Origin of the sequence: Spiribacter curvatus (assembly GCF_000485905.1) — a bacterium.
Taxonomy (GTDB): Bacteria; Pseudomonadota; Gammaproteobacteria; order Nitrococcales; family Nitrococcaceae; genus Spiribacter; species Spiribacter curvatus.
In genome coordinates this window covers 527,535-553,075 of record NC_022664.1, presented here as the reverse complement: position 1 = coordinate 553,075, position 25,541 = coordinate 527,535, and the positions used below count along the sequence as shown (strand labels likewise).

Sequence of the window (25,541 nt, the reverse complement as noted above, 5' to 3'; positions counted from 1 at the left end):
TCGAGGCGTTAGACTGTAACAATGGTGCGAACGCATGACAGCCGCGAGATCCTGCCGGTCATTCGCGAGTGGGCCGGTGAACTCGGTTTTGACGAACTGGGCGTGGCCCGCCCGGCCCTCGCCCGGGACGAGCAGCATCTGCTTCGCTGGTTACAGGACGGCCGCCACGGCACGATGCGCTGGATGGCCCGCCATGGCGTCAAGCGGGCCCGTCCAGAGCGACTGGTTCCTGGGACGATCCGCGTCATCAGCGTGCGCATGGACTATCGCCCGCCGGATCTGGAGGCCGATGACGCGATTCTTGCCGATCGCCGGCGTGCCTTCATCGCCCGCTATGCGCTCGGGCGGGACTATCACAAGCTGATGCGAAAACGGCTTCAGGCGCTCGCGCAACGAATCGAGTCCTCGGTGGGGGCGTTTGGCTACCGCGTATTCGTCGACAGCGCACCCGTACTGGAAAAGGCACTGGGCCGGGATGCGGGACTGGGCTGGATCGGTAAGAACACCCTACTGCTCAACCGCCACGCCGGTTCGTATTTCTTCCTCGGCGAGATATTCACCGATCTGCCGCTGCCGACGAGTGACCCGGTTGCGGACCTGTGTGGCAGCTGTCGGGCCTGCATTGACGTCTGCCCCACCGGCGCCATCACCGGCCCGGGTCAGCTCGATGCGCGGCGTTGCGTTTCGTATCTGACCATCGAACACGAGGGCAGCATCCCGGAAGAACTGCGGCCCGCGATTGGCAACCGGGTATTCGGCTGCGATGACTGTCAGGCCGTGTGTCCCTGGAATCGCTATGCCCAACCCACCGACGAGGCCGATTTCCACCCCCGCCATGGGCTGGAGAGCGCCTCGCTGGTGGAGCTGTTCCGCTGGGACGAGACCACGTTTCTCAAGCGCACCGAGGGCTCGGCGATCCGGCGACTCGGGCATGAGCGCTGGCTGCGCAACCTCGCCGTCGCCCTCGGTAATGGACCCGCCGATCCGGCGGCCATCGAGGCTTTACGCGAGCGCCTCGATCACCCCTCCGCCCTCGTTACTGAGCATGTGCAGTGGGCGCTGACACGACTCGTCAGCCCCGCCAGTGGCGATAGCGTGCAATCAACCCGGCGGTGGAGCCATCCAGCCCCGCCGGCTCAAGACCGCCCGCGATGATCGGCTTCAGGTCCGCAGCCAGCCCCTTGCCCAGCTCGACACCGAACTGATCGAAGGCGTTGATGCCCCACACAGCCGCCTCGACAAAGGCCCGGTGCTCGTAGAGCGCGATCAGCGACCCCAGACGGCGAGCGTCAAGCGCCCTCAGCAGGAGGGTGTTGCTGGGCCGATTGCCCGGGCAGCGCTGCATCGCGGACAGCCCCTCACCCCAACGGCCCTGCATCAGTGCCTGTCCCTGGGCGAACAGGTGCGCCGTCAGCTCCAGCGGGTCACCCTTCTCGCCGGCCACCGGCCGGGCCACTCCGACAAAATCCACCGGAACCACATCGGTGCCCTGATGCAGCGCCTGGAAAAACGCATGCTGGCCCGGCGTGCCGGTCTGCCCCCAGACGGCGGCGGCGGTAGACAGACTGACGGCATCGCCATCGGTATCCACCGACTTGCCATTGCTTTCCATGAGTAACTGCTGGAGATAGGCAGACAAGCGCCCGAGGCGCTCGGTATAGGGCACGACTGCCTGGCTGCGCCGCCCCAGCAGAGTGGCATTGAGAACGGACACCAGCCCCAGCATGACCGGCATGTTGGATTCGAGGGGGGCCTCGGCGAAATGCCGATCCATGACATGGGCGCCGTCGAGCAGCGCCTCGAAGGCGGCCGGTCCAAGGCCGAGCATGATGGAAAACCCCACCGCCGACCAGAGCGAGTAACGACCGCCCACCCAGTCGCGCATGGGCAGCGCAAGATCGGGATCAAGCCCCAGCGCCCGCACCGAGTCGAGGTTCGCGGTCACGGCCAGCACCTGACGGGCGAGCACATCATCCGCCGGCACACACCGGCGCAGCCACGCCATAGCCTCGTGGGCGTTGGCCATGGTCTCGACGGTCCCAAAGCTCTTCGAGACCACCAGCACCAATGTCCGCTCCGGGTCGCAGGCCGCCATCGCCTGCTGCAGCTCGACACCATCGATGTTGGCAACGAAATGCACCCGGGGCCCGTCGCTGAGCGGAGCGAGGGCCTCAAGCACCAGCCGCGGCCCCAGATCCGAGCCGCCGATACCGATGTTGATCACATGCTCGATGGGTTTGCCCGTTGCGCCGGTGCGTTGCCGCTCACGAATCGCAGTGGCCAGCTCGGCCATTCTCGAACGGGTAGCCGTTACATCCCGGGCGATGGTCGCATCGGCCCAGCCAGGCGCTCCGGCGGGGACCCGCAGGGCGGTATGGAGCACGGCACGATCCTCACTGCGATTGATGCGCTGGCCGGTCAGCATGGCATCGCGCTGCGCGGCGACATTCCGTGCCCGGGCCACGGCCAGCAACTGCTCACGAACTGCACGCGAGATCGGCTGTTTGCTGTAATCAAGCAGCAGGCCATCCACAGTGATCGAGAAATCGGTGAACCGATCCGGATCGTCAGCGAACAGTGCAGCGATGGATTGATCCTCGATCGCCGCTCGATCGGAATGCAGTGCCTGCCATTCGGGTGTGGATGTCAGTGGCGTCATGGGGCTCCCTTGAGGCGGTCCGCGGATCGATGCACCCGGACATTATCGATCAATCGCGCGCGCCCCAGATACACCGCGGCGGGGATCACCAGCGCCGTATCATCGATTGCCGCGACACCCAGATCGGCGGCCCGGCGGATCTCGAGATAATCGGGCTCGAGGCCTGCCCGGCGCAGTTCCCCGAGTCCTTCGTCGACCAACGCCCCGAAATCGCTCGCGCCGGCCTCAAGCCGCTTCGCCAGTGCCTGGAGGGTCTGATACAGGACCGGGGCCCGGCGTCGCTCCTCTTCGCTCAGATAGGCATTGCGACTGCTCATGGCGAGCCCATCGGATTCGCGGGCGATCGCCCCGCCGACAATCTCCACGGGCAGGTGGAGATCGCGCACCAGCCGGCGGATCACCAGCAGCTGTTGGTAGTCTTTAAGCCCGAAGACCGCCAGATCGGGCTGGACGAGATTGAGCAGTTTCGTCACCACCGTGGCCACGCCCGTGAAGTGTCCGGGGCGGGATGCCCCACAGAGGATATCGTTGAGCGCCGGCACCGCCACGCAGGTCCGCAGCCCGGCGCCGTCCGGATAGAGGGCATCGACCTCGGGCGCGAACAGGAGATCGGCATCATGGTCACGCAGGGCCTCGCAGTCCGCCGCCCAGGTCCGCGGATAGCCTTGATAATCCTCGCCCGGTCCGAACTGCGTGGGGTTCACGAAAATGCTGACCACCACCCGATCGCTCCGGGATCGGGCCTCATCCACCAGCTTGAGATGGCCGCCATGAAGATTACCCATGGTGGGCACGAAACCGATGTGCTCGCCGCTGCGGCGCCACTTCGCGATCTGCGCACGCAGCGCCGCAATGTCGGTCAGAATCTGCATCGGTTACTCGAATGTATGCTCGCGGCGTGGAAAATCACGCGTGCGCACCGCCTCGACATAGGCCTCGACTGCCGACTGGGCGCTGCCGGTGTCGGCCAGAAAGTCATGACTGAAACGGGGCGGCTGACCGGGGGTTACGCCCAGCATGTCCTGGAGAACCAGAATCTGGCCGTCACAGTCCACGCCGGCGCCGATACCGATCAGCGGCAGTGTGGTCTGCTCACGTACCTGAGCGGCGACCGCCGCCGATAGACACTCCACCAGCAGGATGTCAGCGCCGGCGGCCTCGAGCGCCCGAGCGTCCTCCAGCACCTGGCGGGCGCCGGCCTCATCGCGCCCCTGGACGCGGTAGCCACCCAGCTGCCCGACCCGCTGCGGGCGCAGGCCGAAATGCGCACAGACCGGCACACCCGCGTGTGACAGCGCTTCGACCACGGGCGCCTGAGCGGCATGGGCCTCAATCTTGACCATGTCCGCGCCGCCTTCCTTCATCAGCCGAGCGGCACTCCTGAGTGCCGTATGGTCGTCGGTATCGCTCAGAAAAGGCAGGTCCACCATCAGATAGGCACGCTCCAGCCCGCGAGCCACACAGCGGGTGTGATAGGCCATGTCAGACAGTGTGACCGGCACTGTGCTGCCATGACCCTGCATGACCATACCGAGCGAATCACCGACCAGCACCACATCCACACCCGCGGCGTCCACCAGGCGCGCGAAACTGTAATCGTAGGCAGTGATCGCCACGATGGGAGACTGTTCGGTCTTCATCCGGCGCAATGTTGCGAGCGTCACGGCTGCATTCATGGCTCAGTCCTCCTCGGCCATCAAGCCGCTGTCGTCCACCTTCGCGGCCAGGTCAGCGACGCGCCCGGCACCGGGCACCCACCGGTCTGGCTCGATCTCGGCCAGTGGCACCAGCACGAATGGGCGCACCGTCAGACCGGGATGTGGCACCGTCAGATCCGCGGTGTCGATCCGCGACTCACCGTGGAGCAGCAGATCGAGGTCCAGCGGTCGCGGCCCCCAGCGACGGCCATTGCGTTCACGGCCGGCTTCAGCTTCCAGCGCCTGTAGCGCGGCAAGCAGGTCATGCGGGGGCAGTGTGGTATCAAGCGCTGCTACCGCGTTGACGTAATCAGGCTGATCGGCCGGTCCCATGGGCGGATTGCGGTAGCACCGCGAGGCGGCCACACAGCTCGACCCAGCGATGGCACCCAGTGCCTGGATGGCGCGGTGGACCTGGGCGGCCGGATCATCGAGGTTGCTGCCGATGCCGACAAACGCCCGGGTCATCCGTCCCCCGCATCCGGCGCAGGACCACGACGGCGGCCGCCGCGCCGGCGCCGCCGGGCCGGTGTGGGCGGCGGCGCGTCCTCACTGCTTTCGGTGTAGCGCTGCCAGACGTCGGCCAGCTCAGGATCGACCAGCCCCGCCTCGCGGCGCAATAGCAGGAAGTCATAGGCGGCACGGTAGCGTGGGTGCGAGAACAGCCGCCGGGCCTTTTTCTCGGAGGCGGAATGAAAGCGCGGCTGCAGGGCCCAGATCTCACGCATGGGCATAGCAAAACGCTTGGGGATCGCCACCTGACGGAGCTGACGCTCCAGCGCCTCAGTCACCGACTGCTCAAAGAGTTCCGGATCAATCCCGGGTTTGAGACGCGCACCGGGCAACTGGCTGAGAATCGCGGGCCAGAGCAGCGCCGCGAATAAAAACGCGGGGGTAACCGGTCGATCGTTGTTGACCCGCTGATCGGTGCTCTCGAGAGCCCGCGCGACGAATGTAATGTGCTGGCCGAACTCATCATCATCCAGTGCGGTGTCACTGGCGGGGAAGAGATAGCGGAACAGTCCGTGGCGGCGGAGCGACTCGAAGGTCTCCACCCCCTGCCCGGCCATGAACAGTTTGAGCACCTCATCGAAGAGCCGCGCTGGCGGGATGTCGTCAAGCGAGTCTGCCATTCGGGGGATGGGATCGGCGGTACCGGGATCGATCGTGAAGCCGAGCTTGGCGGCGAAACGCACGGCCCGGAGCATCCGCACCGGATCCTCGCGGTAACGCACGGCGGGATCACCGATCAGCCGCAGGCGGCCGGCGCGGAGGTCGGCCATGCCGTCGGCATAGTCCACCACCGAGAAGTCGGCGATGTTGTAGTACAGCGCATTGATCGTGAAATCGCGGCGCAGGGCGTCTTCCTCGATCGTGCCGTAGACATTGTCGCGCAGCACGAGGCCGTCCTCGACCACATGGTCGGCGGCGGCGTCGGCATCGGGTGTGAGGGCCCGGAAGGTCGCCACCTCGATGATCTCCGGCCCCCAGTGGACATGGGCCAACCGGAATCGTCGACCGATCAGTCGGCAGTTGCGGAACAGCGCCTTGACCTCATCGGGCGTCGCGTCGGTGGCGACGTCGAAATCCTTCGGTTCGCGGCCAAGGGAGAGATCACGCACGCCGCCGCCGACTAGATAAGCGCCGTAACCGGCATTCTTCAGCCGATAGAGCACGCTCAGCGCCTTATCACTGATCTGTGCCCGCGAGATCACGTGCTGATCGCGGGTGATGATGGTCGGGGTAATCCCCTGGGCTTGCGCGACAGTCACGGTGTGAACCCAGCCTCTTGTGCCACAAAAACGAGACCGTATAATAACAGGCTGTGCCGACGGCGTTGATCATGGCGTCACGACACAGCAGAACAGGTCATGCTCCCATCGTCTAGCGGTAAGGACGCCGCCCTCTCAAGGCGGAAACCGGGGTTCAAATCCCCGTGGGAGCACCATTATCCCGGTACCCCTATGCCCCTCCCCGCCGATAACCATCCCAGCCTGCTACGCCGACTCGCCGCTGTGCTTTATGACGGGCTATTGCTGATTGCGCTGTGGATGGGTGCAGGCGCCCTTTGGATCGCGTTTCAGGGGGGCGAAGCCGCACCCGCCGGCGACGGGCTGTTCCGCGTGTATCTGCTGGCGGTGGCGTACGCGTTTTTCATCGGCTTCTGGGTCTGGGGCGGCAACACCCTGGGGATGAAAGCCTGGCGCCTGCGACTGGTGGATGCCGACGGCGCGAGGGTGACGACCCGCGCCGCCACGCACCGATTCTTCACGGCAATACTCTCGTGGCTGCCGGCCGGGCTCGGTTTTTTGTGGGCACTGATCGATCGGCAGGGCCTGACCTGGCATGACCGCCTGTCAAAGACGTACCTCTACCTCGAACCGAAGCGGCGCTGATCAGCGGATTCGTCGCAGAGCGACAAGCGCGAGCAGCAGGAATCCAACGGTCGGGGCGAGGGCACTGAACGCCGGCGGCAGGCCATAGACCAGCCCGGCGTTCCCAAGAAAGCGGTTGAGCAGGAAGAACGCCAGCCCGATCAGCACACCCAGAAAAATCTGTTGGCCGACACCGGTACTGCGCTGCGAACCGAACACCAGCGGAACCGACAACAGGAGCATCACCACCGTCGCCAGCGGCGTTGCGATCTTCACCCACAGCGCGAGGCGGTAGCGATCACTCTGCAGATCATTGGCCTCCAGATAGTCGATATAGCGGAGCAGCTCACGGCCCGGCAGGGTCTGCGCCTCCTGTACCACCACTTCGAGGGTCGCTGGCTGCAGTTGGCCACCCATCACCAGCCGATCGCGGGACTCGACCTCGACGGGGAAATCCGCGAGCGCCGTGACAGTCACATCGCTCAGCCGCCATTGCGAGTCCACAAAGCGCGCCCGGGGCGCGGTGAGTATCCGAATGAGGCGGTCATCGCGGACCTCATAGGCCCTGACCCCCGCGAGCAGATCGGACCGGACCACCCGATCGATCCGCAGGCGGTAATCGCCATCCCGTGCCCATAGCCCACCTGCCGCGGTTCCGATGCGACCGCCGGCGGCCTCCGCACGCACGGCCTGTGCCAGCTGATTGGCCGGCGGTGCGACAAACTCGCCGAGCAGGCCCGCCAGAATGCCGAGGCCGATGCCGGCGATCACCACGGCCCGTGCGATCTGCCCGACCGAGCGGCCCACCGCCCGCATGACCACCAGTTCACTCCGCGCCGCCAGTGCGCCCAGACTCACCAGCGCACCGATCAGCGTGGCCATGGGGAAGGCCTCGTAGGCGCGCTGCACCATCGATAACGCGACCACCAGCATCGCCGAGGCGAAGTCATAATCACCCCGGCCGATATCATCGGCCTCATCGATGAACTCAAACACAAAACTCAGGCTGACGATGACCACCAGCCCCATGAGGGCCCCGCCCAGCACCGTTATCGCGATATAACGATCCAGCCGCTTCATCATGACCGAACCGCCCGCCAGCGCATGCCCAGTTGCCGGCGCATCGCCACAAGGACAATCAACACCGCCACACCATGCACCCAGCCAAGCCCAACCCACTGCGGAAGCGCCCCTGTCACCATCCAGTCACTGGCGGTAAAAAGGAGGTTGAAATAGATCATGAACAACAGAACCGCGGTTACCACCCGTCCGTAACGGCCACTGCGCGGATCGGTACGGGCGAGCGGCAGGCTGCCCAACGCCAGCACGAAGACCATCACGGGAAATGACAGCCGGCGTTGCAGCTCGGCGAGCGCCCGCACATCATCGGCGGCCAGTAGCGCCGCCACCGGTTGTGCATCCCGGCCGACGCCGGGATCGATGGGATCGGGTTCGGCGATCCGCACACCGTGCTCGGCATAGTCCATCACTCGCCAGGCGGCACTTCCGGCGCGGCCCTCGTAGCGCCAGCCCTCCTCCAGGACCAGGAACTCACCCGGCGCGACCGCATCGATCTCACGCCGGGCGCGCGGCGCGACCCATACCTGATGGACCCCGTCGACGCGACGCTCGGCAAACACCCCCCGCAGCGTCCCATCGCTATCCACGCTCTCTACATAGACAGTGGCATCATCCCCGAGCGCGAGAAAGCGCCCGGGCTGCACACCGCCGAACCGGGCCTGCTGCTCTGCATTGGCGAGGATGCGATCGGCCTCGCGTTCGGCGCCCGGCCCGAGACTGAGTGAGAGCAGAGCCACCAACGCCGCCAGCGGCACTGCGACTGCGAAAATACCCGCGTAGATTCGGCCTGGACCGATACCACAGCCCGCCATAGCGGTTATCTCCGAATCGCGGTAAAGGCGGCCAAGCGCCATGACGACGCCCAGAAAGAAACTGCCCGGCAGGACCACGCCCAGATTGGCGGCGGCCTTCAGCCCCAGTAGCGTGAGAATGATGTTCGCCGGGATATCGCCGCTCGCGGCATCCGCCATGAACTGGATCAGACGGTTGGTGAGCAGGACGATGACCAGCACGACGGTGACACCCAGCCACGCGAACAGCACCTCGCGGAGCACATAACGTGTCAGCCGGTTCATCCCCACGACAGTGCCCCTGTGCCTGCGGTAATCTGTAGCGGTTTATGCAATGTGATTGTATCCATGCCAGATCGCCGTGACCGGATCATGGTACAGCGCCGGAGCGGATGATGCCGCGCGTCGATTTCTACATCCTCAACGAGGCGCTACCCGCGCAGCGGACCCACTTCTGCTGTCGACTGGCGGCGCGCGCCTGGCGCGAGGGCCTGAGCGTCTGGATCCGCACCGACGATGAGCGCACCAGCGAGCAACTCGACGAGGCGCTGTGGACGTTCGACGAGGCGAGCTTCATCCCCCACGGGACGACGTCCCTCGATGGTGACAATCCGATCGTGATCAGTCAGGCGCCCAGCCCGGGCACTCTGCTGATCAATCTGGCCAACTCGCTGCCCGAAGACTGGGGCCAGCGCGAGCGCATTGCCGAGATCATCACCGCTGATGACGCCACCCGCCAGGCCGGGCGGGGACGCTATCGCGATTACCAGCAGGCCGGTGCCATGCCACAGACCCACCGCATCGAACACTAGGAGCACTCCCCGCCCATGGACAAGACCTATACCCCCGCCAGCATCGAATCCTACTGGTACCAGCAATGGGAACAGGCGGGCTATTTCCGGCCCAGCGGTTCCGGTGACCCCTACTGCATCATGATCCCGCCACCGAACGTCACCGGCACCCTGCACATGGGCCATGCCTTTCAGGACACACTCATGGACGTGCTGGTGCGCTACCACCGGATGGCAGGCGACAACACGCTCTGGCAGCCCGGGACCGATCACGCGGGTATCGCGACGCAGATGGTGGTGGAGCGTCAACTCAATGCCGAGGGCGGTGACCGCCACGCATTGGGCCGGTCGGCATTCGTTGAGCGGATCTGGGCGTGGAAGGCGCAATCCGGTGGCACGATCCAGAATCAGATGCGTCGCCTCGGGACCTCTGTGGACTGGTCGCGTGAGCGCTTCACCATGGACGACGGGCTATCGGCGGCGGTCCAGGCGGTGTTCATCCGGCTCTACGATGAGGGGTTGATCTATCGCGGTGAGCGGTTGGTGAACTGGGACCCGGTCCTGCAGACGGCCGTGTCCGACCTTGAGGTCGAATCGGCGGAGGAGCAGAGCTCGATCTGGCGGCTGCGCTATCCGATTGCCGGCAGCGATGACTGGCTGGTTGTGGCGACCACCCGGCCCGAGACCATGCTGGGCGACACGGCGGTGGCGGTGAATCCGGATGATGAGCGTTACCAGTCGCTGATCGGGAGGACGGTGCGTCTGCCACTCGTGGATCGGGAAATCCCCATTGTGGCCGACGAGTACGTCGATCCGGCCTTTGGCACGGGCTGCCTCAAGATCACCCCTGCCCACGACTTCAATGACTATGAAGTCGGACTCCGCCACGGCTGTGCCCCGATCAACATCCTCACCGAGGACGCCCGGATCAATGCCAATGCGCCGGCGGCCTATCAGGGACTGGACCGCTATGAGGCACGCGATCGCATCGTCGCCGATTTCGAGGCGGCCGGGTTGCTCGATGGTGTCGACCCCCACCGATTGATGGTTCCGCGCTGTGATCGTACCGGCGTTGTCGTTGAGCCGTACCTGACCCGTCAGTGGTTCGTGGACCTCACCCGCGACACCCAGGCGGACGGCCGTCCCGGTGGCGCGCGCGAGATCACCCAGCCCGCCATCGACGCGGTCCGCAATGGCGATATTCGATTCGTGCCGGAGAACTGGACCAAGACCTATTTCAACTGGCTCGAGGATATCCAGGACTGGTGCATCAGCCGCCAGCTGTGGTGGGGGCATCGCATTCCGGCCTGGTATGACGGTGAGGGCAACATCTATGTCGGCAGCGACGAGGCGGATGTCCGCGCTCGATACGAGCTCTCAGCCGGGGTGACGCTCCAACAGGACGAGGATGTCCTCGACACCTGGTTCTCCTCAGCCCTGTGGCCCTTCTCCACGCTGGGGTGGCCCGAAGAGACCGCCGAGCTCAACACCTTCTACCCCACCAGCGTGCTGGTCACCGGCTTCGATATCATCTTCTTCTGGGTGGCCCGCATGATCATGATGGGGCTGAAGTTCCGCGGCGACGTCCCGTTCCGCGAGATCTACATCCACGGCCTGGTACGCGACAGTCACGGCGCCAAGATGTCGAAATCCAAGGGCAATGTGCTCGATCCGATCGACATCATCGATGGCATCGACCTCGAGCGCCTGATCGCCAAGCGCACCAGCGGTCTGATGCAGCCCCAGCTCGCGCCAACCATCGAGAAACAGACCCGCGAGGCCTTTCCCGACGGGATCGCCGAGCATGGCACCGACGCGCTGCGCTTCACCTTCGCAAGCCTCGCCACGACCGGGCGCGACGTGGTGTTCGACATGGGCCGTGTCGATGGTTATCGCAACTTCTGCAACAAGCTCTGGAACGCGGCGCGCTATGTGCTGATGAATGCCGAGGGCAAACTCGACGCTATCGATGAGGGATCGATGGCGTATGGAACGGCCGACCGGTGGATCGTGACCCGGCTGCAGCGCACCGCACAAACAGTCAACGAGGCGATCCAGAGCTATCGTATGGATCTCGCCGCGCAGGCCATCTACGAGTTCACCTGGGACGAGTACTGCGACTGGTACCTGGAGCTGAGCAAACCTGCCCTGCAGGGCGATGCCGATACCCCGCACGCCCGCGGCACACGCTATACGCTGGTCCGGGTGCTGGAGACGCTGCTGCGGCTGGTCCACCCCATGATGCCCTTCATCACCGAGTCGATCTGGCAGCGGGTGGCGCCGGTGGCCGGCATCAAGGGCGAGACGATCATGACCCAGGCTTTCCCCGCCGCCGACCCGGATCGCATCGACGCCGACGCCGAGGCCGAGATTGATTGGCTGCAGCGATTCATCCTGGGTATCCGCCGGATTCGGGGCGAGATGGACATCGCGCCCGGCAGGCGCCTCCCGGTGATGCTGGGCAACGCCAGTGCGCTGGATCAGCGCCGGGTCGAACGTCACCGCGCCGAGCTCGACTTCCTTGCCCGTCTGGAGTCGATCCGGATCCTCGACGCCGATGAGCAAGCCCCGGAGTCGGCGCTGGCACTGGTCGACGAGCTCGAGATCCGTGTTCCCATGGCGGGGCTCATCGACCGCGACGCTGAGCTCGCGCGACTGGAAAAGGCGCGCGGTCGCCTCGCCGATGATCTGACAAGAATCCGGGGCAAGCTCGACAACGCCTCATTCGTCGAGCGCGCACCCGCAGACGTGGTTCAACGCGAGCGGGATAAGCTCGCCGAGACGCAATCCGCGCTCACACGCATTGATGAGCAGATCACCCGCGTCGAGCAGCTATGATCGGACCAGCGGCGGTGGCTGGAGCACCTAGCTGCCGCCGCTCCACCAGGGCTGCTCACCGTGAATGCGCAGCGCGCCCTCGTCCACGGACATTTCCATCCGCCAGTGGGTAGCGGTGCGACGCAGGATGCCAAAGGCCTTGGCCTGTTCCGCCCACATACGCGCCTCGCCGGGCAGCGCATCGATCAGAACCGCATCAACCGCAAACGCTGCGTCGAGACGCAGGGCCTGCCAGAGCCCCATGCCATCCGCGCCATTCACAAGCCGCTCGGCCATCGCCGGACGGATCAACAGCTCGGCCTGCCCCTCAAGACCGTCGCGATCGGCCGTTTCCATGCGCAGATTCGAGAGCTCAAGCCGGGGACCCTCAGCCGCAAGCACGGCCAGCGGTCGCCGCCACTCGGATTCGGCCATCGGCTGCGAAGGGTCGGTGGCGGTCTGCCGCGACAGCGTCAACAATGCCGCCGGATCCAGGCGTTGGAAGTCGAGCGCCATCGTCCCCTGCATCTCGGGTGAGCGCGGCATGACCAGACCCTGCCAGTCAAACCGGATACCGCCCGCCATCAGATCATCAGCGGCCAGCTGGCTGGACGTCTCCAGATCCACGCGGGCAACGGTCATCGCCGGCTGGGCCATCGGCCTCAGTGCCATATCCTCGAGATGCAATGCCGTATCGCCCACCCAAATCCCGCGTGAGGGCTGCCCGGCGACGAGCCGCAGGTCGGCCTCGAAACGCAGACCGCCCAACCGCAGCATCGCATCGCTCGCCGCCTGCGCCAGAGTGAAGCCGGACCACTCGAGTGATCCCTCCCACTGCCCCCGGGTCAGGTCGTAATGGCTGTCGAGCGCGAGAGGCGCCAGCGTGAGCCGCAGATTGCCCTGCCGATCCAGGGGGCCGGATAGTGCCTCGGAGCGGAACTCAAGCGATTGATCGCTGAGCCCCAGTCGCCCATTCACCTGCAGGCTGCCATCGTCGCCACCGAGTCGCTCAAAGGGACGGGCCAGGGCGCCGACCGGTCGCACGTGCCCCTCGAACGCGACGCCGCGCCAACCATGCTGCACAGTGTGCTCGAGCACGAGCTCAATCGGGCCGCCAGCGGTTACGCCCAGGGCACCGCGCAGGGCCGGCGGGAGTGCCGCGGCCGGTAGCGCCAACCGCGACTGCACCGACGAGCGATAGAGCCCGCGCTGATAATCGGTGACCTGCATCCGGGCCTGTCCATCGGCGTGTACGGCGGCCTGGCGGCTGAGCCGATCAACGCCCTGCTCCCAGGTCCTCTGGGCCTGCCAGCCATTGATGACCGGCAACGCAGCCACCACCACACCGGTCAACGCGACCAGCACCACCCCCATCCATCGCCATCGTCCGCCCTCGAATAATCCTTGTACAAAGTGTCAGCCTGCCCCATCGCGCGGAGATAGCCCAGCGATGCGCTTCGCATCTCCTGATTGCAGCTACGGACCACCGCGGGCATACTCCTGTCGAAACAATCTGAACTGACGTCGCCAGGGGAGTCTTCGGACTGAGAGTGCGCAGCGAGCGCTGACCCTGGAACCTGAACCGGATGATACCGGCGGAGGAAGCGCGACATGCCAAGCCTGACCCTTGCGGCGATCATTGCCGCACTCATCGTGTTTGTCCTGCTCGGGCTGAGTGCCCGTCACGCCGGGGGACTCGACGACTACGTCACCGCGCGACGCACGCAGTCCGGGACGACACTCGGGCTGTCCTTCCTCGCCTCCGGCATGGGGGCGTGGATCCTGTTCGCGCCACCGGAAATCGGCGCATTCGTCGGCCCGGTCGCCATCGCGGGATATGCCATCGGCTCCGCGCTTCCGTTCATCATTCTCGGTCTGGTTGGCCCGGCGATACGCCGGCGGCTGCCGACCGGACGCAGTCTGACGGAGTTTACCGCCAGCCGCTTCGGCGCCGGTTTCCGTGCCTGGGTAGCGGTCCTATCGGTCCTCTACATGCTCTGCTTCCTCGCTGCTGAGCTCACTGCGGTGGGTGCCATCACGGAGCTGCTGTCCGATGTGGATGGGCGCTATGCGATCATTGCCGTCGCGGTGACGACGCTCGTCTACACGGCCGCCGGCGGGCTGCGGGCAAGCCTCATCACCGATCGCTGGCAGGCAGCTCTGCTGATTGCCCTGATCGCTACCGTGGGCATGGCCGCCCTCGTTTTCGCGCCAACGCCAGCCGTCGGCCGCGACAGCAATCTGCCCGCCACGCCTCTCGGCAGCGCCCTCAGTGTGGCGCTGACGCTGATCATTGCGGTCACCGCCGCCAACCTATTCCATCAGGGCTACTGGCAGCGCGTATGGGCCGCCAGTGACGATCGAGCGCTGCACCGTGGTGCGCTGGTCGGCGGCCTGAGCACGGTTGTTGTGGTCGCCATCCTCGGCACCGCAGGCGTCCTCGCCGCGGCGCGTGGACTACCGCTGGGTACGCCTCCGATCCCGTTCTTCGCCCTGATCGGTGACGCGCCCGGCTGGCTGACGCTGCCCGCACTGATCCTCGGGATCACCCTTGTAGCCTCGTCTGTGGACACCCTGCAGAACGCCCTGGTGTCGCTCGGCGTCACCGAGAGCGGGCAGATCGGACTGCGGGGTGCGCGTTGGCTGTCGGCCCTGTTGATGGTGCCGGTTGTGATCGTCGCGCTGCAGCAGGTCTCGGTGCTCCGGCTTTTCCTGATCGCGGACCTACTCTGCGCCACTGCCGTTATTCCACTGCTGAGCGGTCTGTCCGACCGTGTGCCGCCCCGTGCCGCAATTACAGGGGCGCTTGCCGGGCTGATCGGCGCGGTCCTGCCCGACACGCTGGCGGGTGGCAGCCTGGGCGCTGGCCTGTTGGCGGCGAGCTTTCCCGCGGGGGCGCCCACTCTTGGCCCATTTCTGGGCGCACTCAGCGCCTCGGCGGTCGTCACCGCCGTTGTAGCCCGCTACAGCCCGACGGTCAGCCGGCCTGGCTCAGTACCAGATTGACGATCACCACCAGGACGATCACGAACAGCACCGTAAAGAGTATGCCAGCGATGATGAAGCTGCCCGCATTACCGTTGGCAAAGTCCCGCTGGCGGACATCTTCGGACTGGACACCAAAAGCCGCGGCGGCGGTGCTCTTGACGGCCTGCCAGAGTGTGACACGGGATTTCTGGTTCTCGGATGGTTGCGGGTCCGTCATTTCGGGTCATCCTCCTCGGAATCGATACGCATGAGCAAGAGTGCGCCGGCCAGGAACAGCGCAATGAGTGCGAGCATCGAATAGCGCACATCTCCCAACCAGACACCCAGGGCACCAAACAACGGTGGACCGATCAGGGCAGCCGATTTACCAAGCACATTATAGAAGCCGAAGAACTCAGCCGCACGACTGGCGGGAATCAATCCGGCATAGAACGACCGGCTCAGGGCCTGAACACCGCCCTGCGCCACACCAACCAGCCCGGCAATGACATAGAACTCCCAGGGCGAGTGGATGAAAGCGCCCCAGGCGGCAATCAGAATGTACAGCGACAGGCCCATCAGGATGCCACGGCGGGCACCGATGCGCTGACCAATGGTCCCCATGAAGAGCGCCGCCGGAAATCCAACGAATTGCGTGATCAGCAGCGCGAGCATCAGATCGTTCTGCTCAAAGCCCAGCGATCGGCCATAGGCCACCGCCATGCGGATGGTCGTCCCCACGCCGTCGATATAGAGGAAGTAGGCGAGCAGGAACAGCCACACCGGGCGGTAGGCACGGAGATGGATCAGCGTCGAGCGCAGCTGGCGCAGCCCACCGGAGACGGCCGCCGAGCGGGGCGACTGAACAGGCGGCTCGGGCACATTGTATGCCAGCGGCAGCGCGAACAGGGCCCACCACACCCCGGTGACGACGAATGCCGCGAGGGCTGCATCAACGCCCGACGCCAGGCCAAACCAGTGCGGCTGCATCACTGCGACGATACAACCGAGATAAAGCAATCCGCCGCCAAGATACCCGAGCCCGAACCCGAAACCGGATACCGCATGCCAGCGCTCGGGCGGAGCAATACCCACCAGCAGCGCATCATAGAAGAGATTGGCAGCCATAAAGCCGATGGTCGCGAGCCCGAACAGCAACGCCGCCAGCCAACCCATTTGCGCGGGGACAAGGGCCAGCAAGGCGGTGATTGTCGCCGCCGGGAAGGCAAACCCGAGCAGCGCCGCCTTGCGCCGGCCGGCACGGTCGGCAATGGCGCCGGCGAGCGGTGCAATGAGCACGATGACCAGACTCGCGAGGCCGTTCGCCCAGCCCAGCCGCAGATTAGCGACCGCCGGCGTCGCCGAGGCATTCCAGTAGTCCTGGAACAGGATCGGGAACAATCCCGCCATCACAACCGTGGCAAACGCCGAGTTCGCCCAGTCATAGAGCGCCCAGGACCCGATCACCCGGCGCTGCCCGGCCGCGTCGCTCATCGCCGTCCGACCGGTGCGACCTCCCGAAGGTCGTAACGCATGACCAGCGCGTCCTCACGGCCCGTCGCGGTCTGGTAATAACCCGGCCGACGGCCGACACGGCGAAAGCCAAAGCCTGAGTAGAGATGCACCGCCGGTGCATTACTGGGCCGCACTTCCAGGAACACCGACTCAGCCCCCAGTTCCTCGGCACGGCTCAGGGCCTGTTCGAGAAGGGCTCGACCGAACCCACGGTCATGCCAGTCAGGATGCACCGCGAGGTTGAGCACGTGTGCCTCTCCGGGCCCCATGGCAAGGACGACGTGGCCAACCACCCGATCGGTGGCCAGCTGCACCCAGCACTCGTACCCCATGCGCAGGCAATCGCGGAAGATGTTCGACGCCCAGGGATAGTCGTAGGCATTCGACTCTACGCCGTACACCGCGGTGACATCCCGCGGCCGCATGGGCCGGATGACCGGAAGGCAGTCCATGGGCGCAGCGCTCATGCCGCGGCTCGCAGATAGCGCTTGAGCGTCACAAGATCCTCCCAGGCCTGTGCCTTGGCCGGCGGACGCCGCAGCAGGTAAGCGGGATGATAGGTTGCGCGCAGCGGGATGCCGGTCTCGCCAATGGCGTGCCACTGATTACGCAGTTTGCCAATCGTACGGCTGCTACCGGTGAGCGACTGCGCGGAGACGCGCCCCACCGCCAGGATGACCGCCGGCCGGATAAGCGCGAGCTGCGCATCCAGCCACGGTCGGCAGGCCTCAATCTCAGCGGCATGCGGATCGCGGTTTTCCGGTGGACGCGATTTGACGACGTTGGTGATGAAAACGTCGTTGTGCCGGTCGAGACCGATCGCCGCGAGCATTGCATCGAGCAGCTGACCCGCGCGGCCGACGAACGGCTCACCCCGGCGATCCTCCTCAGCGCCAGGGGCCTCACCGATGATCATCAGTCGGGCCGTCCGGTCACCGACCCCCGGTACCGCGCGCTGACGGGTGGCGTGGAGCGGGCAGCGCTGACAGCCCTCGATACCCGCGAGCAGAGATGACCAGTCGGACGCCGGGTCAGGCTCCCGCGGTTCGCCGGCGTCCTGGGTGGTCATTGCCCGTCGGCGCCAGACCGTGAGCCCCATCTCGTCCAACATCCGTCGACGTCGCTGATCGATCATGCCGACACCGCCGTTCCGCCCGTTCAGACGCCGTCGGTCTGGGGGTGCGTACGCCCACCGGTCGTGCGAAGCCGGTTGAGGGCATTGAGATAGGCATTCGCTGAGGCGATGACGATATCGGTATCCGAGCCCTGCCCGTTGACGACGCGGCCGCCGCGCTCCAGGCGGACAGTCACCTCACCCTGCGCGTCGGTCCCGGTGGTGATGTTGTTCACCGAATAGAGCAGCAGTTCCGCCTGCACATTGAGCAGACCATCAATCGCCTTGAACGCTGCATCCACTGGTCCATCACCAGCGGCACTGTTGTGGCGCTCCTCGCCATCGATCTGCAGGGTCAGCTCGGCCACCGGGGTTTCACCCGTCTCGGAGCAGCAGCGGAACGCCACCAGCGTCACGCTCTGGTCCTCCTCCATGGCGGCGACCGCCTCGGTGGCAACGGCCTGGAGGTCTTCATCGAAGATCTCGTGTTTCTTGTCGGCCAGTTCCTTGAAGCGCTGGAAGGCCTCGTTGAGCTGCGCCGCCGTCTCAAAGCGGATCCCCAGCTCGTCGCAACGGCTGCGAAAGGCATTCCGGCCCGAGTGTTTGCCAAGCACCATCCGGTTGGTGCCCCAGCCGACATCCTCGGCGCGCATGATCTCGTAGGTTTCGCGGTGTTTGAGCACGCCATCCTGATGGATGCCCGATTCATGGGCGAAGGCGTTGATGCCCACGATCGCCTTGTTGGGCTGGACCTGGAAACCCGTGATGTTCGCCACCAGTTTGGAGGTGGGCACGATCTCCCGGGTCTCGATCCGCGTATCACAGGGCAGGTCGTCCTGTCGGGTGCGCACCGCCATGACGATCTCTTCAAGTGCGGCGTTGCCGGCCCGCTCGCCGAGGCCGTTGATGGTGCACTCGATCTGCCGGGCGCCCTCGCGGACCGCCGCCAGCGAATTGGCCACCGCCAGCCCCAGATCATTGTGACAATGGACCGACCATACCGCCCGATCGGCATTGGGGATACGCTCACGAAGGCTGCGGATCAGCCCCGCAAACTGCGCCGGCAGGTTATAGCCAACGGTATCCGGGATATTGATGGTTGTCGCGCCCGCATCGATCGCCGACTCAATGATCCGGCAGAGGAAATCCGGATCAGACCGACCGGCGTCTTCGGGCGAGAACTCGATATCGTCGCAGAGGTGACGGGCCCGACCGACTGCCGCCACTGCCCGCTCGATGACCTCCTCGGGACGGAGCTGGAGTTTTTTCTCCATATGCACCGGCGAGGTGGCGATGAAGGTATGGATACGTCCCGCCGGGGCCGGCGCGATGGCCGCGCCGGCACGATCGATGTCCTGCTCATTGGCGCGGGCAAGGCCACACACCCGGGCATCCGTGATGGTCTCGGCCACCGCCTGGACCGACTCGAAGTCGCCCTGGCTGGCGGCCGGGAACCCAGCCTCGATCACATCCACCCGCAGTCGCTGGAGGGCGCGGGCAATGCGCACCTTCTCTTCACGGGTCATGGAAGCGCCAGGCGACTGCTCGCCATCACGCAGTGTTGTATCAAAGATGGTCAGCCGATCGGCTTCACTCATCATCCTGCCCCTCACATGTGATCGTCATTCCAGTCTAACCCGCATGGCGGCGTTTGCGACGCCGTCGACGGCGCAACACCGTCAGAATCGGTCCCGAGCTCAGGTACGTCAACGCAATGCCGAACAGCACCAGCGGCGGGTGGACCGACATGAGCGCCACCCCCATCACACCGAGGACGATGGCGACAAACGGCACCCGGTAGCGGAAGTCGATTTCCTTGAAGCTGTCGTAGCGGACATTACTGACCATCAGAACACCGGCGGCGATCGTGAGCGCCAGCGCCGGAATCCCCGCCGGCCAGCCCCCAAACTCGAGCCGGTCGCCTGACCAGACCATGCCAGCCAGCACCGCTGCGGCGGCCGGACTCGGCAGTCCCTGGAAGTAGCGTTTGTCGGCGACACCAACCTGGGTGTTGAAGCGTGCCAGCCGCAGCCCGGCACAGGCGGTGTAAATGAATGCCCCGACCCATCCGAGCTTATCCCACACGGTGCCCAGTTCGCCGAGATCATCCAGCGCCCACAGGAACACGACCAGCGCCGGCGCCATGCCGAAGGAGATCATGTCGGCGATGCTGTCGTACTGGACCCCGAAATCCGTCTGGGTATTGGTCAGGCGGGCAACACGCCCATCCAGCCCGTCCATCACCATCGCCACGAAGATGGCGACGGCGGCCGTCTCATAGGCACCGGACTGGGCCGCCACCACCGCGTAGAACCCGAAGAAAAGGGCCAGCGTGGTGATCAGATTGGGCAATAGATAGATGCCGCGCCCGGAGCGGCGCGACATCGGTCGATGGTCGGTCATGGCGACCTCTGCGTCGCGGTGACCCGCCGCTAGTTACGGTCGCGGTCGACCAGCTGGTTAGCCTTGATCCAGGGCATCATCCCGCGGAGCTTGTCGCCCACCTCCTCGATGGGATGCTCGGCGGCCCGCCGCCGCATGGCCTTGAGACGCGGCTCACCGGCCTTGCTTTCGAGCACGAACTCCTTCGCGAACTGGCCGTTCTGGATCTCCTCGAGCAGCTCGCGCATGGCCTGACGGGACTGCTCGTTGATCACCCGCGGCCCGCGGGTGAAATCGCCATATTCGGCCGTGTTGGAGATCGAATAGCGCATATTCGCGATACCGCCCTGATAGAGCAGATCGACGATCAGCTTGGTCTCATGCAACACCTCGAAGTAGGCCATCTCCGGTGCATAGCCAGCCTCGGTCAGGGTCTCGAAGCCTGCCTCGATCAGCGAGGTAATGCCGCCGCAGAGGACGGCCTGCTCACCGAAGAGATCCGTTTCGGTTTCCTCGCGGAAGCTGGTCTCGATCACGCCCGACCGACCACCGCCGTTCGCCGAGGCATACGCCAGGGCAATCTCGCGGGCTCGACCGCTGGCATCCTGATGGACTGCTATCAGACTGGGGACGCCGTTGCCCTCCACATAGGTCGAGCGAACCAGATGACCCGGGCCCTTGGGCGCGATCATGACCACATCCATGTCGGCACGCGGCTCGATCTGCTGATAGTGGATGTTGAAGCCATGCGCGAAGGCAATGGCACCGCCGGTCTTCAGATGAGGGGCGACCACCGCCTCGTAGACGGCTGGCTGGTGCTCATCAGGCAGCGTCATCATGACCAGGTCAGCGGCGGCGACGGCGTCCGCCATTTCGGCGACTTCAAGCCCGGCCGCCTCCGCCTTCGCGGCGCTGGAAGAGCCGGCCCGCAGACCGACCACCACCGATACGCCGGATTCCTTGAGGTTGTTGGCATGGGCATGCCCCTGGGACCCGTAGCCAAGAATGGCCACTTTCATGCCCTGGATGATGGAAAGATCGGCGTCCTTATCGTAATAGACCTTCATGACTCCCCCGATGGATGTTGTCAGACACGCATTTGTTTGTCGCCGCGCGCGATGCCAATGACTCCCGAGCGCACCACCTCCATCGGTGTCTGGTCCTTGAGCAGCTCCAGGAAGGCATCCAGTTTGCTGCCCCGACCGATGACCTCGATGGTGTAGGTCTTGTCGGTAACATCGACGACGCAGGCGTCGAAGATATCCGCCAGTCGCTTGAACTCTTCGCGCGATTCACTGGAGGTCGCCTGAACCTTGACCAGCATCAGCTCACGCTCGATGTGGAGGGCTTCGGTGATATCCGAGACCTTGACCACGTCGAGGAGCTTGTTGAGCTGTTTACGAATCTGCTCAACGGTCTGTTCATCGCCCTGGGTAACCAGCGTCATGCGCGAGAGCGTCGAATCATCGGTGGGCGCCACCGTCAACGAGTCGATGTTATAGCCGCGGGCTGTGAACAGCCCGGCGATGCGTCCAAGCGCACCGAACTCGTTTTCAACCAGAATGGAGATTATGTGTCGCATAGCTTGTCGACTGGCGCCGCTTGATCCGCAATTGATCTGATGTAAGCCGTGCAAGTTACGGCGCCCGCATGGGAGCGTCAAGGACGGGGGTGGGCGACCCGGCGACGGTCGGCTAACCTGTCGGCTTTCCATTGATGACAGGACAGGCCGCCATGCGCACCAGCCGCTTTCCCCTTTTCACCAGCAAGGAGACACCGGCAGACGCTGAGATCATCAGCCATCAGCTGATGCTCCGCGCGGGTCTCATCAAGAAACTCGGCGCCGGACTGTATACCTGGCAGCCACTCGGTCTGCGGGTGATGCGTCGGGTTGAGCGGATTGTGCGCGAGGAGATGAACCGCATTAACGGCCTCGAGGTGCTGATGCCCGCCGTTCAGCCAGCAGAGCTGTGGGAGGAGTCCGGACGCTGGTCGCTGTATGGCCCCGAGCTGCTGCGCCTTAAGGATCGGCACAAACGCTCGTTCTGCATTGGGCCGACCCATGAAGAGGTCATCACCGACTATCTCCGCCAGGAACTGCGCAGCTATCGCCAGCTACCCGTGACCTATTATCAGATCCAGACCAAGTTCCGGGATGAGATCCGGCCGCGGTTCGGCGTCATGCGGGCCCGCGAGTTCGTGATGAAGGATGCCTATTCATTCCATATCGATCAGGCCTCACTTGAAGCGACCTATCAGGACATGCACAGCGCCTACAGCCGGGCATTCTCGCGGCTCGGCCTGCGCTTCCGCTCGGTAGGCGCCGACAGCGGGGCCATCGGCGGTAGCGTATCGGAGGAGTTCATGGTGCTGGCCGACTCCGGTGAGGACGAGATCGCGAGCTGTGACCGCTGTGCGTACGCCGCCAACACCGAGCTCGCCGCGAGCCGCCCGTCGGCCCTGCCGATCAACGCGCCAGCGCCTGCCGAGGAGCGATCGACCCCGGGCGTCCACAGCGTCGCCGAACAGTGCGAAGCGCTTGGCCTGCACCCCTCGCAGGTCCTCAAGAGCGTCGTCGTGATGGCGGATGAAGCCCCGGCCGTGCTGTTCGTCGCCGGTGACGACGAGCTCAACGAGGTCAAGGCCGCCCATGCATTGGGCGCCGAGACGGTACGCCTGGCCGAACCCGAGGAAGCACTGGCGGCTACAGGTGTCCCCCGCGGATTCATCGGACCGCGGGATCTGCCCGCAGACCTGACGCAGCGCGTCGATCACCGCGCCGCTGGCCTGACGAATTTCTCCAGTGGCGCTGGCCGCGCCGACTGGCACTGGATCAACCTGAACTGGGATCGGGATATGCCCCTGCCGACCTGCGCCGATCTGCGCACCGCCGTCGCGGGAGAGGGCTGCCCGCGCTGCGGCGAGGGCACACTGGAAATCCACCGCGGTATCGAGGTCGGGCACATCTTCCAGCTGGGGACGAAGTACAGTGAGGCCATGGATGCCCGTGTGCTCGACGAGGACGGCCATCCCCAGCCCCTGATCATGGGCTGCTATGGTATCGGTATATCCCGGGTCGTGGCCGCCGCCATCGAGCAGAACCACGACGCCAGCGGCATTGCCTGGCCGGCACCGCTGGCGCCCTTCGATGTCGCGCTTGTCAGCATCGGTGCTGACCGCGCACCAGCGGTGGCCGAGGCAACCGAAAAACTGTACGACGCGCTCCGCGATGCTGGCCTGGATCCGCTCTGGGACGATCGTGATGCCCGTCCGGGGGTGAAGTTCGCCGACATGGAGCTGATTGGCATACCGCACCGGATCGTCATCGGCGAGCGCGGCCTCAAGGCCGGCTCGCTCGAATACCGCGCCCGGGACGCCGCCGAGAGCGAGGCGATCCCGATCGACGATGTCGTCGAGGTGCTGCAGGAAAGAGTCGGCGAACGGGGGTAACCGATGATGACCGCACGGCAGCGGACACCGCAACGCATTCTGATCGTCGGCTGCGGTCGAATCGGGACACGACTGGGTCTGCAGCTCGCGGCGGCGGGTCACACGGTTTTCGGACTACGCCGGCAGCCCTACAGCCTTCCCCAGGCAATCATTCCCTGCGCCGCTGATCTGGATAATGACACCGATCTGGGCGAACGGCTGCCAGCAGCACTGGATCAGGTCTACGTCATCCTGACGCCGTCGCAGTATGATGACGATGGCTATCGGCGGCGCTACGTCGATGGACTGGCGAATCTTCGCGGTGCCCTGGAATCATCGGGGAACGCGGGCGTCCGGCTGATCTTCGTCTCCAGCACCGGGGTGTACGGGGAAAACGCCGGGGCATGGGTCGATGAAGACACGCCGCCACAGCCGACCCGGTTTTCTGGCAAGCGACTGCTGGAGGCCGAGGCGATCGCTGCCCGGCACCCCGGGGAGCATGTGATCATTCGCTTCGCAGGCATCTATGGACCGGGCCGGGAATCCCTGCTGCGACGGATCGAGGCAGGGTCGACCTGTCAGGCTGATCCACCCCGCTACACCAACCGCATTCACGAAGACGACTGCGTCGGCGTGTTGGCGCACCTCGGTGGAATGGATCGACCATCAACGCTCTATCTTGGCGTTGATGACCGGCCCTGCAGCCAGTGCGAAATCATGGACTGGCTGGCCGCGGCCATCGGCGCGGAACCACCCGAACGAACCGCCGGCGATGCGGGTGGTCGACGCTGCAGCAACCAACGCCTGCGCGAATCAGGCTACGCGCTTGTATACCCGGATTACCGGCGCGGCTACCCGTCGCTGTTCGCGGAGCGCCGCTGAAGCGTTTGAACGGCACTGGACTGCGCCGCGAAATAGGCGGCCAGATCGCGCATGTCCTCCTCGCTCAGTGCCGCCACCTGACCGTTCATGATCGCGTTCTGCCGATCGCCGCTCTTGTACGCCTTCAGCGCATGCAACAGATAATCCGCATGCTGGCCGGCCAACATGGGAAACCCACTGTTATCGGACGCCCCCTTAGCACCATGGCAGGCCGCACAGCTCTGTGATTTTGCCTTTCCGGCCTCTACATCCCCGATCGACTGGGCCGGCACCCCACTGGTGGTGAGCAGAAGGCCGACCGCCAGAAATCCCGTCAAACGATTCATCACTGCCCCTCCGGCCCACGTGACGCGAAATAGGCCGCAATGTCCTGAATATCCTGATCGCTCAGCGTCGACGCCAGTGCCTGCATGGTCGTGTGCTGACGGTCGCCGTTCTGATAGGCCTTGAGCGCCGATACGATGTACTCAGGATGCTGGCCACCGAGCTTCGGCACCCGGTAGGAGGGATACGCGTTCCGGTAACCGTCGACGGCATGACAGCCCAGGCACGTGTAAGCCTTGGCCCGGCCCGCTTCGATGTCGCCCTGGGCGCTGGCTGCCCCGGTGAAAAGGAGCAGTCCCAGAAACACTCCCCCGATCAATCGCCCGCAGATCATTGTTTCTCTTCTCGCCATTGATGACTGCGCAAAGTATCGCGGGAAAGTTGATAGCGGTCAATTTCCAAGGCCACCTCAGACAATGCTGAAATCACTGTTGCCGGGGTCCGCGACGGGCTCGGCCTCCACCGAGTCCACCCGGGCGGCTTCCGGTCCCATCCAGAGCCACTCGCTCAACACCTCGAGGGTCTGCTCGGATCCACAGGCCACCACCGAGACGCTGCCGTCGGCGCGGTTTTCCACCCAACCCCGAAGGCCGAGTGCGCTCGCACGCTCCTCAGTGCTTGCCCGAAACAGAACACCCTGCACCTGACCGCGGACCCGGAACTGATAACAGGCTTCCGCTACTTCACCCATCGCTGCCTCTTTCCTGCTTGCACCCCA

Annotated in this window: 26 protein-coding genes, 1 tRNA gene and 1 riboswitch; of the genes, 8 read left to right on the top strand and 19 right to left on the bottom strand. The window is 65.1% G+C overall.

Annotated elements, in window-relative coordinates; all coding sequences use genetic code 11:
- Window positions 1-21 precede the first annotated feature (21 nt).
- Complete coding sequence (queG, locus tag SPICUR_RS02745) at window positions 22-1,155, top strand: tRNA epoxyqueuosine(34) reductase QueG (protein WP_023365824.1); 1,134 nt, start codon at window positions 22-24, stop codon at window positions 1,153-1,155.
- Here the strand turns inward: queG and pgi are convergent.
- The 5 genes from pgi to pcnB are packed head-to-tail and all read right to left on the bottom strand — an operon-like array spanning window position 1,073 to window position 6,128.
- Window positions 1,073-2,659 carry a glucose-6-phosphate isomerase gene (pgi, locus tag SPICUR_RS02740; protein WP_023365822.1) on the bottom strand — a complete coding sequence of 529 codons (1,587 nt, stop codon included), beginning with the start codon at window positions 2,657-2,659 and terminating at the stop codon, window positions 1,073-1,075. The two genes, queG and pgi, sit on opposite strands and share 83 nt — an antisense overlap.
- Entirely contained in the window at window positions 2,656-3,531 is an 876-nt protein-coding gene (panC, locus tag SPICUR_RS02735) for a pantoate--beta-alanine ligase (RefSeq protein ID WP_023365820.1), read from the bottom strand. Before panC ends, pgi begins: the two co-directional genes overlap by 4 nt.
- 3 nt (window positions 3,532-3,534) lie before the next feature.
- Complete coding sequence (gene panB / locus SPICUR_RS02730) at window positions 3,535-4,335, bottom strand: 3-methyl-2-oxobutanoate hydroxymethyltransferase (protein WP_023365818.1); 801 nt, start codon at window positions 4,333-4,335, stop codon at window positions 3,535-3,537.
- Window positions 4,336-4,338: 3 nt separating this feature from the next.
- Window positions 4,339-4,824 carry a 2-amino-4-hydroxy-6-hydroxymethyldihydropteridine diphosphokinase gene (gene folK / locus SPICUR_RS02725; RefSeq protein WP_023365816.1) on the bottom strand — a complete coding sequence of 162 codons (486 nt, stop codon included), beginning with the start codon at window positions 4,822-4,824 and terminating at the stop codon, window positions 4,339-4,341.
- On the bottom strand, window positions 4,821-6,128 hold the full coding sequence (gene pcnB / locus SPICUR_RS02720; RefSeq protein WP_023365814.1) for a polynucleotide adenylyltransferase PcnB: 1,308 nt from the start codon (window positions 6,126-6,128) through the stop codon (window positions 4,821-4,823). The genes folK and pcnB overlap by 4 nt, the downstream gene beginning before the upstream one ends.
- 101 nt (window positions 6,129-6,229) lie before the next feature.
- Between pcnB and SPICUR_RS02715 the strand changes: the two genes are divergently transcribed.
- A tRNA-Glu gene (locus SPICUR_RS02715) sits at window positions 6,230-6,304 on the top strand.
- Window positions 6,305-6,320: 16 nt separating this feature from the next.
- Window positions 6,321-6,752 carry an RDD family protein gene (locus tag SPICUR_RS02710; protein WP_023365812.1) on the top strand — a complete coding sequence of 144 codons (432 nt, stop codon included), beginning with the start codon at window positions 6,321-6,323 and terminating at the stop codon, window positions 6,750-6,752.
- On the opposite strand, the gene lptG is transcribed toward SPICUR_RS02710, so the two are convergent.
- Together lptG and lptF are read right to left on the bottom strand one after the other, a co-directional pair.
- A complete protein-coding gene (lptG, locus tag SPICUR_RS02705) occupies window positions 6,753-7,814 on the bottom strand; it encodes an LPS export ABC transporter permease LptG (RefSeq protein ID WP_023365810.1) in 1,062 nt (353 codons plus the stop codon).
- A complete protein-coding gene (lptF, locus tag SPICUR_RS02700; RefSeq protein WP_023365808.1) occupies window positions 7,811-8,887 on the bottom strand; it encodes an LPS export ABC transporter permease LptF in 1,077 nt (358 codons plus the stop codon). Before lptF ends, lptG begins: the two co-directional genes overlap by 4 nt.
- 107 nt (window positions 8,888-8,994) lie before the next feature.
- On the opposite strand from lptF, the gene SPICUR_RS02695 reads away from it, so the two are divergent.
- Both SPICUR_RS02695 and SPICUR_RS02690 read left to right on the top strand, forming a co-directional pair.
- Entirely contained in the window at window positions 8,995-9,414 is a 420-nt protein-coding gene (locus SPICUR_RS02695; protein WP_023365806.1) for a DNA polymerase III subunit chi, read from the top strand.
- 15 nt (window positions 9,415-9,429) lie between these two features.
- Window positions 9,430-12,231 (top strand): valine--tRNA ligase, encoded by a 2,802-nt coding sequence (locus SPICUR_RS02690; RefSeq protein WP_023365804.1) that lies wholly within the window; start codon window positions 9,430-9,432, stop codon window positions 12,229-12,231.
- Between the two features lie 27 nt (window positions 12,232-12,258).
- Here SPICUR_RS02690 and SPICUR_RS02685 read toward each other — a convergent pair whose 3' ends face one another.
- Window positions 12,259-13,575: a DUF945 family protein gene (locus tag SPICUR_RS02685; protein ID WP_237220347.1), complete on the bottom strand. Its 1,317-nt coding sequence runs from the start codon at window positions 13,573-13,575 to the stop codon at window positions 12,259-12,261.
- A 154-nt stretch (window positions 13,576-13,729) separates the two neighbouring features.
- Window positions 13,730-13,832: riboswitch (TPP riboswitch) on the top strand.
- Between SPICUR_RS02685 and SPICUR_RS02680 the strand changes: the two genes are divergently transcribed.
- Window positions 13,822-15,216, top strand: coding sequence for a sodium:solute symporter family transporter (locus SPICUR_RS02680; RefSeq protein ID WP_023365800.1), 1,395 nt, complete (start codon window positions 13,822-13,824; stop codon window positions 15,214-15,216). Its footprint overlaps the riboswitch before it by 11 nt.
- Here SPICUR_RS02680 and SPICUR_RS02675 read toward each other — a convergent pair.
- Genes SPICUR_RS02675 through ilvN form a run of 8 tightly spaced genes read right to left on the bottom strand, consistent with a single transcriptional unit; the run spans window position 15,188 to window position 21,770 of the window.
- Window positions 15,188-15,415, bottom strand: a complete 228-nt coding sequence (locus tag SPICUR_RS02675) for a DUF2970 domain-containing protein (RefSeq protein ID WP_023365798.1) — start codon at window positions 15,413-15,415, stop codon at window positions 15,188-15,190. The two genes, SPICUR_RS02680 and SPICUR_RS02675, sit on opposite strands and share 29 nt — an antisense overlap.
- On the bottom strand, window positions 15,412-16,671 hold the full coding sequence (locus tag SPICUR_RS02670) for an MFS transporter (protein WP_023365796.1): 1,260 nt from the start codon (window positions 16,669-16,671) through the stop codon (window positions 15,412-15,414). The genes SPICUR_RS02675 and SPICUR_RS02670 overlap by 4 nt, the downstream gene beginning before the upstream one ends.
- Window positions 16,668-17,159: a ribosomal protein S18-alanine N-acetyltransferase gene (rimI, locus tag SPICUR_RS02665; protein ID WP_076742130.1), complete on the bottom strand. Its 492-nt coding sequence runs from the start codon at window positions 17,157-17,159 to the stop codon at window positions 16,668-16,670. The genes SPICUR_RS02670 and rimI overlap by 4 nt, the downstream gene beginning before the upstream one ends.
- Window positions 17,156-17,827 carry a uracil-DNA glycosylase gene (locus SPICUR_RS02660; RefSeq protein WP_173391214.1) on the bottom strand — a complete coding sequence of 224 codons (672 nt, stop codon included), beginning with the start codon at window positions 17,825-17,827 and terminating at the stop codon, window positions 17,156-17,158. Before SPICUR_RS02660 ends, rimI begins: the two co-directional genes overlap by 4 nt.
- 23 nt (window positions 17,828-17,850) lie before the next feature.
- On the bottom strand, window positions 17,851-19,404 hold the full coding sequence (locus SPICUR_RS02655) for a 2-isopropylmalate synthase (protein WP_041382080.1): 1,554 nt from the start codon (window positions 19,402-19,404) through the stop codon (window positions 17,851-17,853).
- A 34-nt stretch (window positions 19,405-19,438) separates the two neighbouring features.
- Complete coding sequence (gene pssA / locus SPICUR_RS02650; RefSeq protein WP_041381607.1) at window positions 19,439-20,209, bottom strand: CDP-diacylglycerol--serine O-phosphatidyltransferase; 771 nt, start codon at window positions 20,207-20,209, stop codon at window positions 19,439-19,441.
- Between the two features lie 29 nt (window positions 20,210-20,238).
- Window positions 20,239-21,255 (bottom strand): ketol-acid reductoisomerase, encoded by a 1,017-nt coding sequence (gene ilvC, locus SPICUR_RS02645; RefSeq protein WP_023365786.1) that lies wholly within the window; start codon window positions 21,253-21,255, stop codon window positions 20,239-20,241.
- A 20-nt stretch (window positions 21,256-21,275) separates the two neighbouring features.
- On the bottom strand, window positions 21,276-21,770 hold the full coding sequence (ilvN, locus tag SPICUR_RS02640; protein ID WP_023365784.1) for an acetolactate synthase small subunit: 495 nt from the start codon (window positions 21,768-21,770) through the stop codon (window positions 21,276-21,278).
- A 152-nt stretch (window positions 21,771-21,922) separates the two neighbouring features.
- Here ilvN and SPICUR_RS02635 point away from each other — a divergent pair, with 152 nt between their 5' ends.
- Entirely contained in the window at window positions 21,923-23,638 is a 1,716-nt protein-coding gene (locus tag SPICUR_RS02635; RefSeq protein WP_023365782.1) for a proline--tRNA ligase, read from the top strand.
- Between the two features lie 3 nt (window positions 23,639-23,641).
- Window positions 23,642-24,499, top strand: coding sequence for an SDR family oxidoreductase (locus SPICUR_RS02630; RefSeq protein WP_023365780.1), 858 nt, complete (start codon window positions 23,642-23,644; stop codon window positions 24,497-24,499).
- Here the strand turns inward: SPICUR_RS02630 and SPICUR_RS02625 are convergent.
- The 3 genes from SPICUR_RS02625 to SPICUR_RS02615 are packed head-to-tail and all read right to left on the bottom strand — an operon-like array spanning window position 24,469 to window position 25,514.
- Window positions 24,469-24,825, bottom strand: coding sequence for a c-type cytochrome (locus tag SPICUR_RS02625; protein ID WP_023365778.1), 357 nt, complete (start codon window positions 24,823-24,825; stop codon window positions 24,469-24,471). The genes SPICUR_RS02630 and SPICUR_RS02625 overlap by 31 nt on opposite strands.
- Window positions 24,825-25,175, bottom strand: a complete 351-nt coding sequence (locus SPICUR_RS02620) for a c-type cytochrome (RefSeq protein WP_041381604.1) — start codon at window positions 25,173-25,175, stop codon at window positions 24,825-24,827. Before SPICUR_RS02620 ends, SPICUR_RS02625 begins: the two co-directional genes overlap by 1 nt.
- Before the next feature lie 57 nt (window positions 25,176-25,232).
- Window positions 25,233-25,514 (bottom strand): acylphosphatase, encoded by a 282-nt coding sequence (locus tag SPICUR_RS02615; RefSeq protein WP_023365774.1) that lies wholly within the window; start codon window positions 25,512-25,514, stop codon window positions 25,233-25,235.
- Window positions 25,515-25,541 lie beyond the last annotated feature (27 nt).

What these genes read in the sequence shown, in the direction of transcription:
- queG (WP_023365824.1), top strand. Translation starts at nt 22, where the DNA reads ATGGTGCGAACGCATGACAGCCGCGAGATCCTGCCGGTCATTCGCGAG.
- pgi (WP_023365822.1), bottom strand. Translation starts at nt 2,659, where the DNA reads ATGACGCCACTGACATCCACACCCGAATGGCAGGCACTGCATTCCGAT.
- panC (WP_023365820.1), bottom strand. Translation starts at nt 3,531, where the DNA reads ATGCAGATTCTGACCGACATTGCGGCGCTGCGTGCGCAGATCGCGAAG.
- panB (WP_023365818.1), bottom strand. Translation starts at nt 4,335, where the DNA reads ATGAATGCAGCCGTGACGCTCGCAACATTGCGCCGGATGAAGACCGAA.
- folK (WP_023365816.1), bottom strand. Translation starts at nt 4,824, where the DNA reads ATGACCCGGGCGTTTGTCGGCATCGGCAGCAACCTCGATGATCCGGCC.
- SPICUR_RS02710 (WP_023365812.1), top strand. Translation starts at nt 6,321, where the DNA reads ATGCCCCTCCCCGCCGATAACCATCCCAGCCTGCTACGCCGACTCGCC.
- lptG (WP_023365810.1), bottom strand. Translation starts at nt 7,814, where the DNA reads ATGATGAAGCGGCTGGATCGTTATATCGCGATAACGGTGCTGGGCGGG.
- lptF (WP_023365808.1), bottom strand. Translation starts at nt 8,887, where the DNA reads ATGAACCGGCTGACACGTTATGTGCTCCGCGAGGTGCTGTTCGCGTGG.
- SPICUR_RS02695 (WP_023365806.1), top strand. Translation starts at nt 8,995, where the DNA reads ATGATGCCGCGCGTCGATTTCTACATCCTCAACGAGGCGCTACCCGCG.
- SPICUR_RS02690 (WP_023365804.1), top strand. Translation starts at nt 9,430, where the DNA reads ATGGACAAGACCTATACCCCCGCCAGCATCGAATCCTACTGGTACCAG.
- SPICUR_RS02680 (WP_023365800.1), top strand. Translation starts at nt 13,822, where the DNA reads ATGCCAAGCCTGACCCTTGCGGCGATCATTGCCGCACTCATCGTGTTT.
- SPICUR_RS02675 (WP_023365798.1), bottom strand. Translation starts at nt 15,415, where the DNA reads ATGACGGACCCGCAACCATCCGAGAACCAGAAATCCCGTGTCACACTC.
- SPICUR_RS02670 (WP_023365796.1), bottom strand. Translation starts at nt 16,671, where the DNA reads ATGAGCGACGCGGCCGGGCAGCGCCGGGTGATCGGGTCCTGGGCGCTC.
- rimI (WP_076742130.1), bottom strand. Translation starts at nt 17,159, where the DNA reads ATGAGCGCTGCGCCCATGGACTGCCTTCCGGTCATCCGGCCCATGCGG.
- SPICUR_RS02660 (WP_173391214.1), bottom strand. Translation starts at nt 17,827, where the DNA reads ATGATCGATCAGCGACGTCGACGGATGTTGGACGAGATGGGGCTCACG.
- SPICUR_RS02655 (WP_041382080.1), bottom strand. Translation starts at nt 19,404, where the DNA reads ATGAGTGAAGCCGATCGGCTGACCATCTTTGATACAACACTGCGTGAT.
- pssA (WP_041381607.1), bottom strand. Translation starts at nt 20,209, where the DNA reads ATGACCGACCATCGACCGATGTCGCGCCGCTCCGGGCGCGGCATCTAT.
- ilvC (WP_023365786.1), bottom strand. Translation starts at nt 21,255, where the DNA reads ATGAAGGTCTATTACGATAAGGACGCCGATCTTTCCATCATCCAGGGC.
- ilvN (WP_023365784.1), bottom strand. Translation starts at nt 21,770, where the DNA reads ATGCGACACATAATCTCCATTCTGGTTGAAAACGAGTTCGGTGCGCTT.
- SPICUR_RS02635 (WP_023365782.1), top strand. Translation starts at nt 21,923, where the DNA reads ATGCGCACCAGCCGCTTTCCCCTTTTCACCAGCAAGGAGACACCGGCA.
- SPICUR_RS02630 (WP_023365780.1), top strand. Translation starts at nt 23,642, where the DNA reads ATGATGACCGCACGGCAGCGGACACCGCAACGCATTCTGATCGTCGGC.
- SPICUR_RS02625 (WP_023365778.1), bottom strand. Translation starts at nt 24,825, where the DNA reads ATGAATCGTTTGACGGGATTTCTGGCGGTCGGCCTTCTGCTCACCACC.
- SPICUR_RS02620 (WP_041381604.1), bottom strand. Translation starts at nt 25,175, where the DNA reads ATGGCGAGAAGAGAAACAATGATCTGCGGGCGATTGATCGGGGGAGTG.
- SPICUR_RS02615 (WP_023365774.1), bottom strand. Translation starts at nt 25,514, where the DNA reads ATGGGTGAAGTAGCGGAAGCCTGTTATCAGTTCCGGGTCCGCGGTCAG.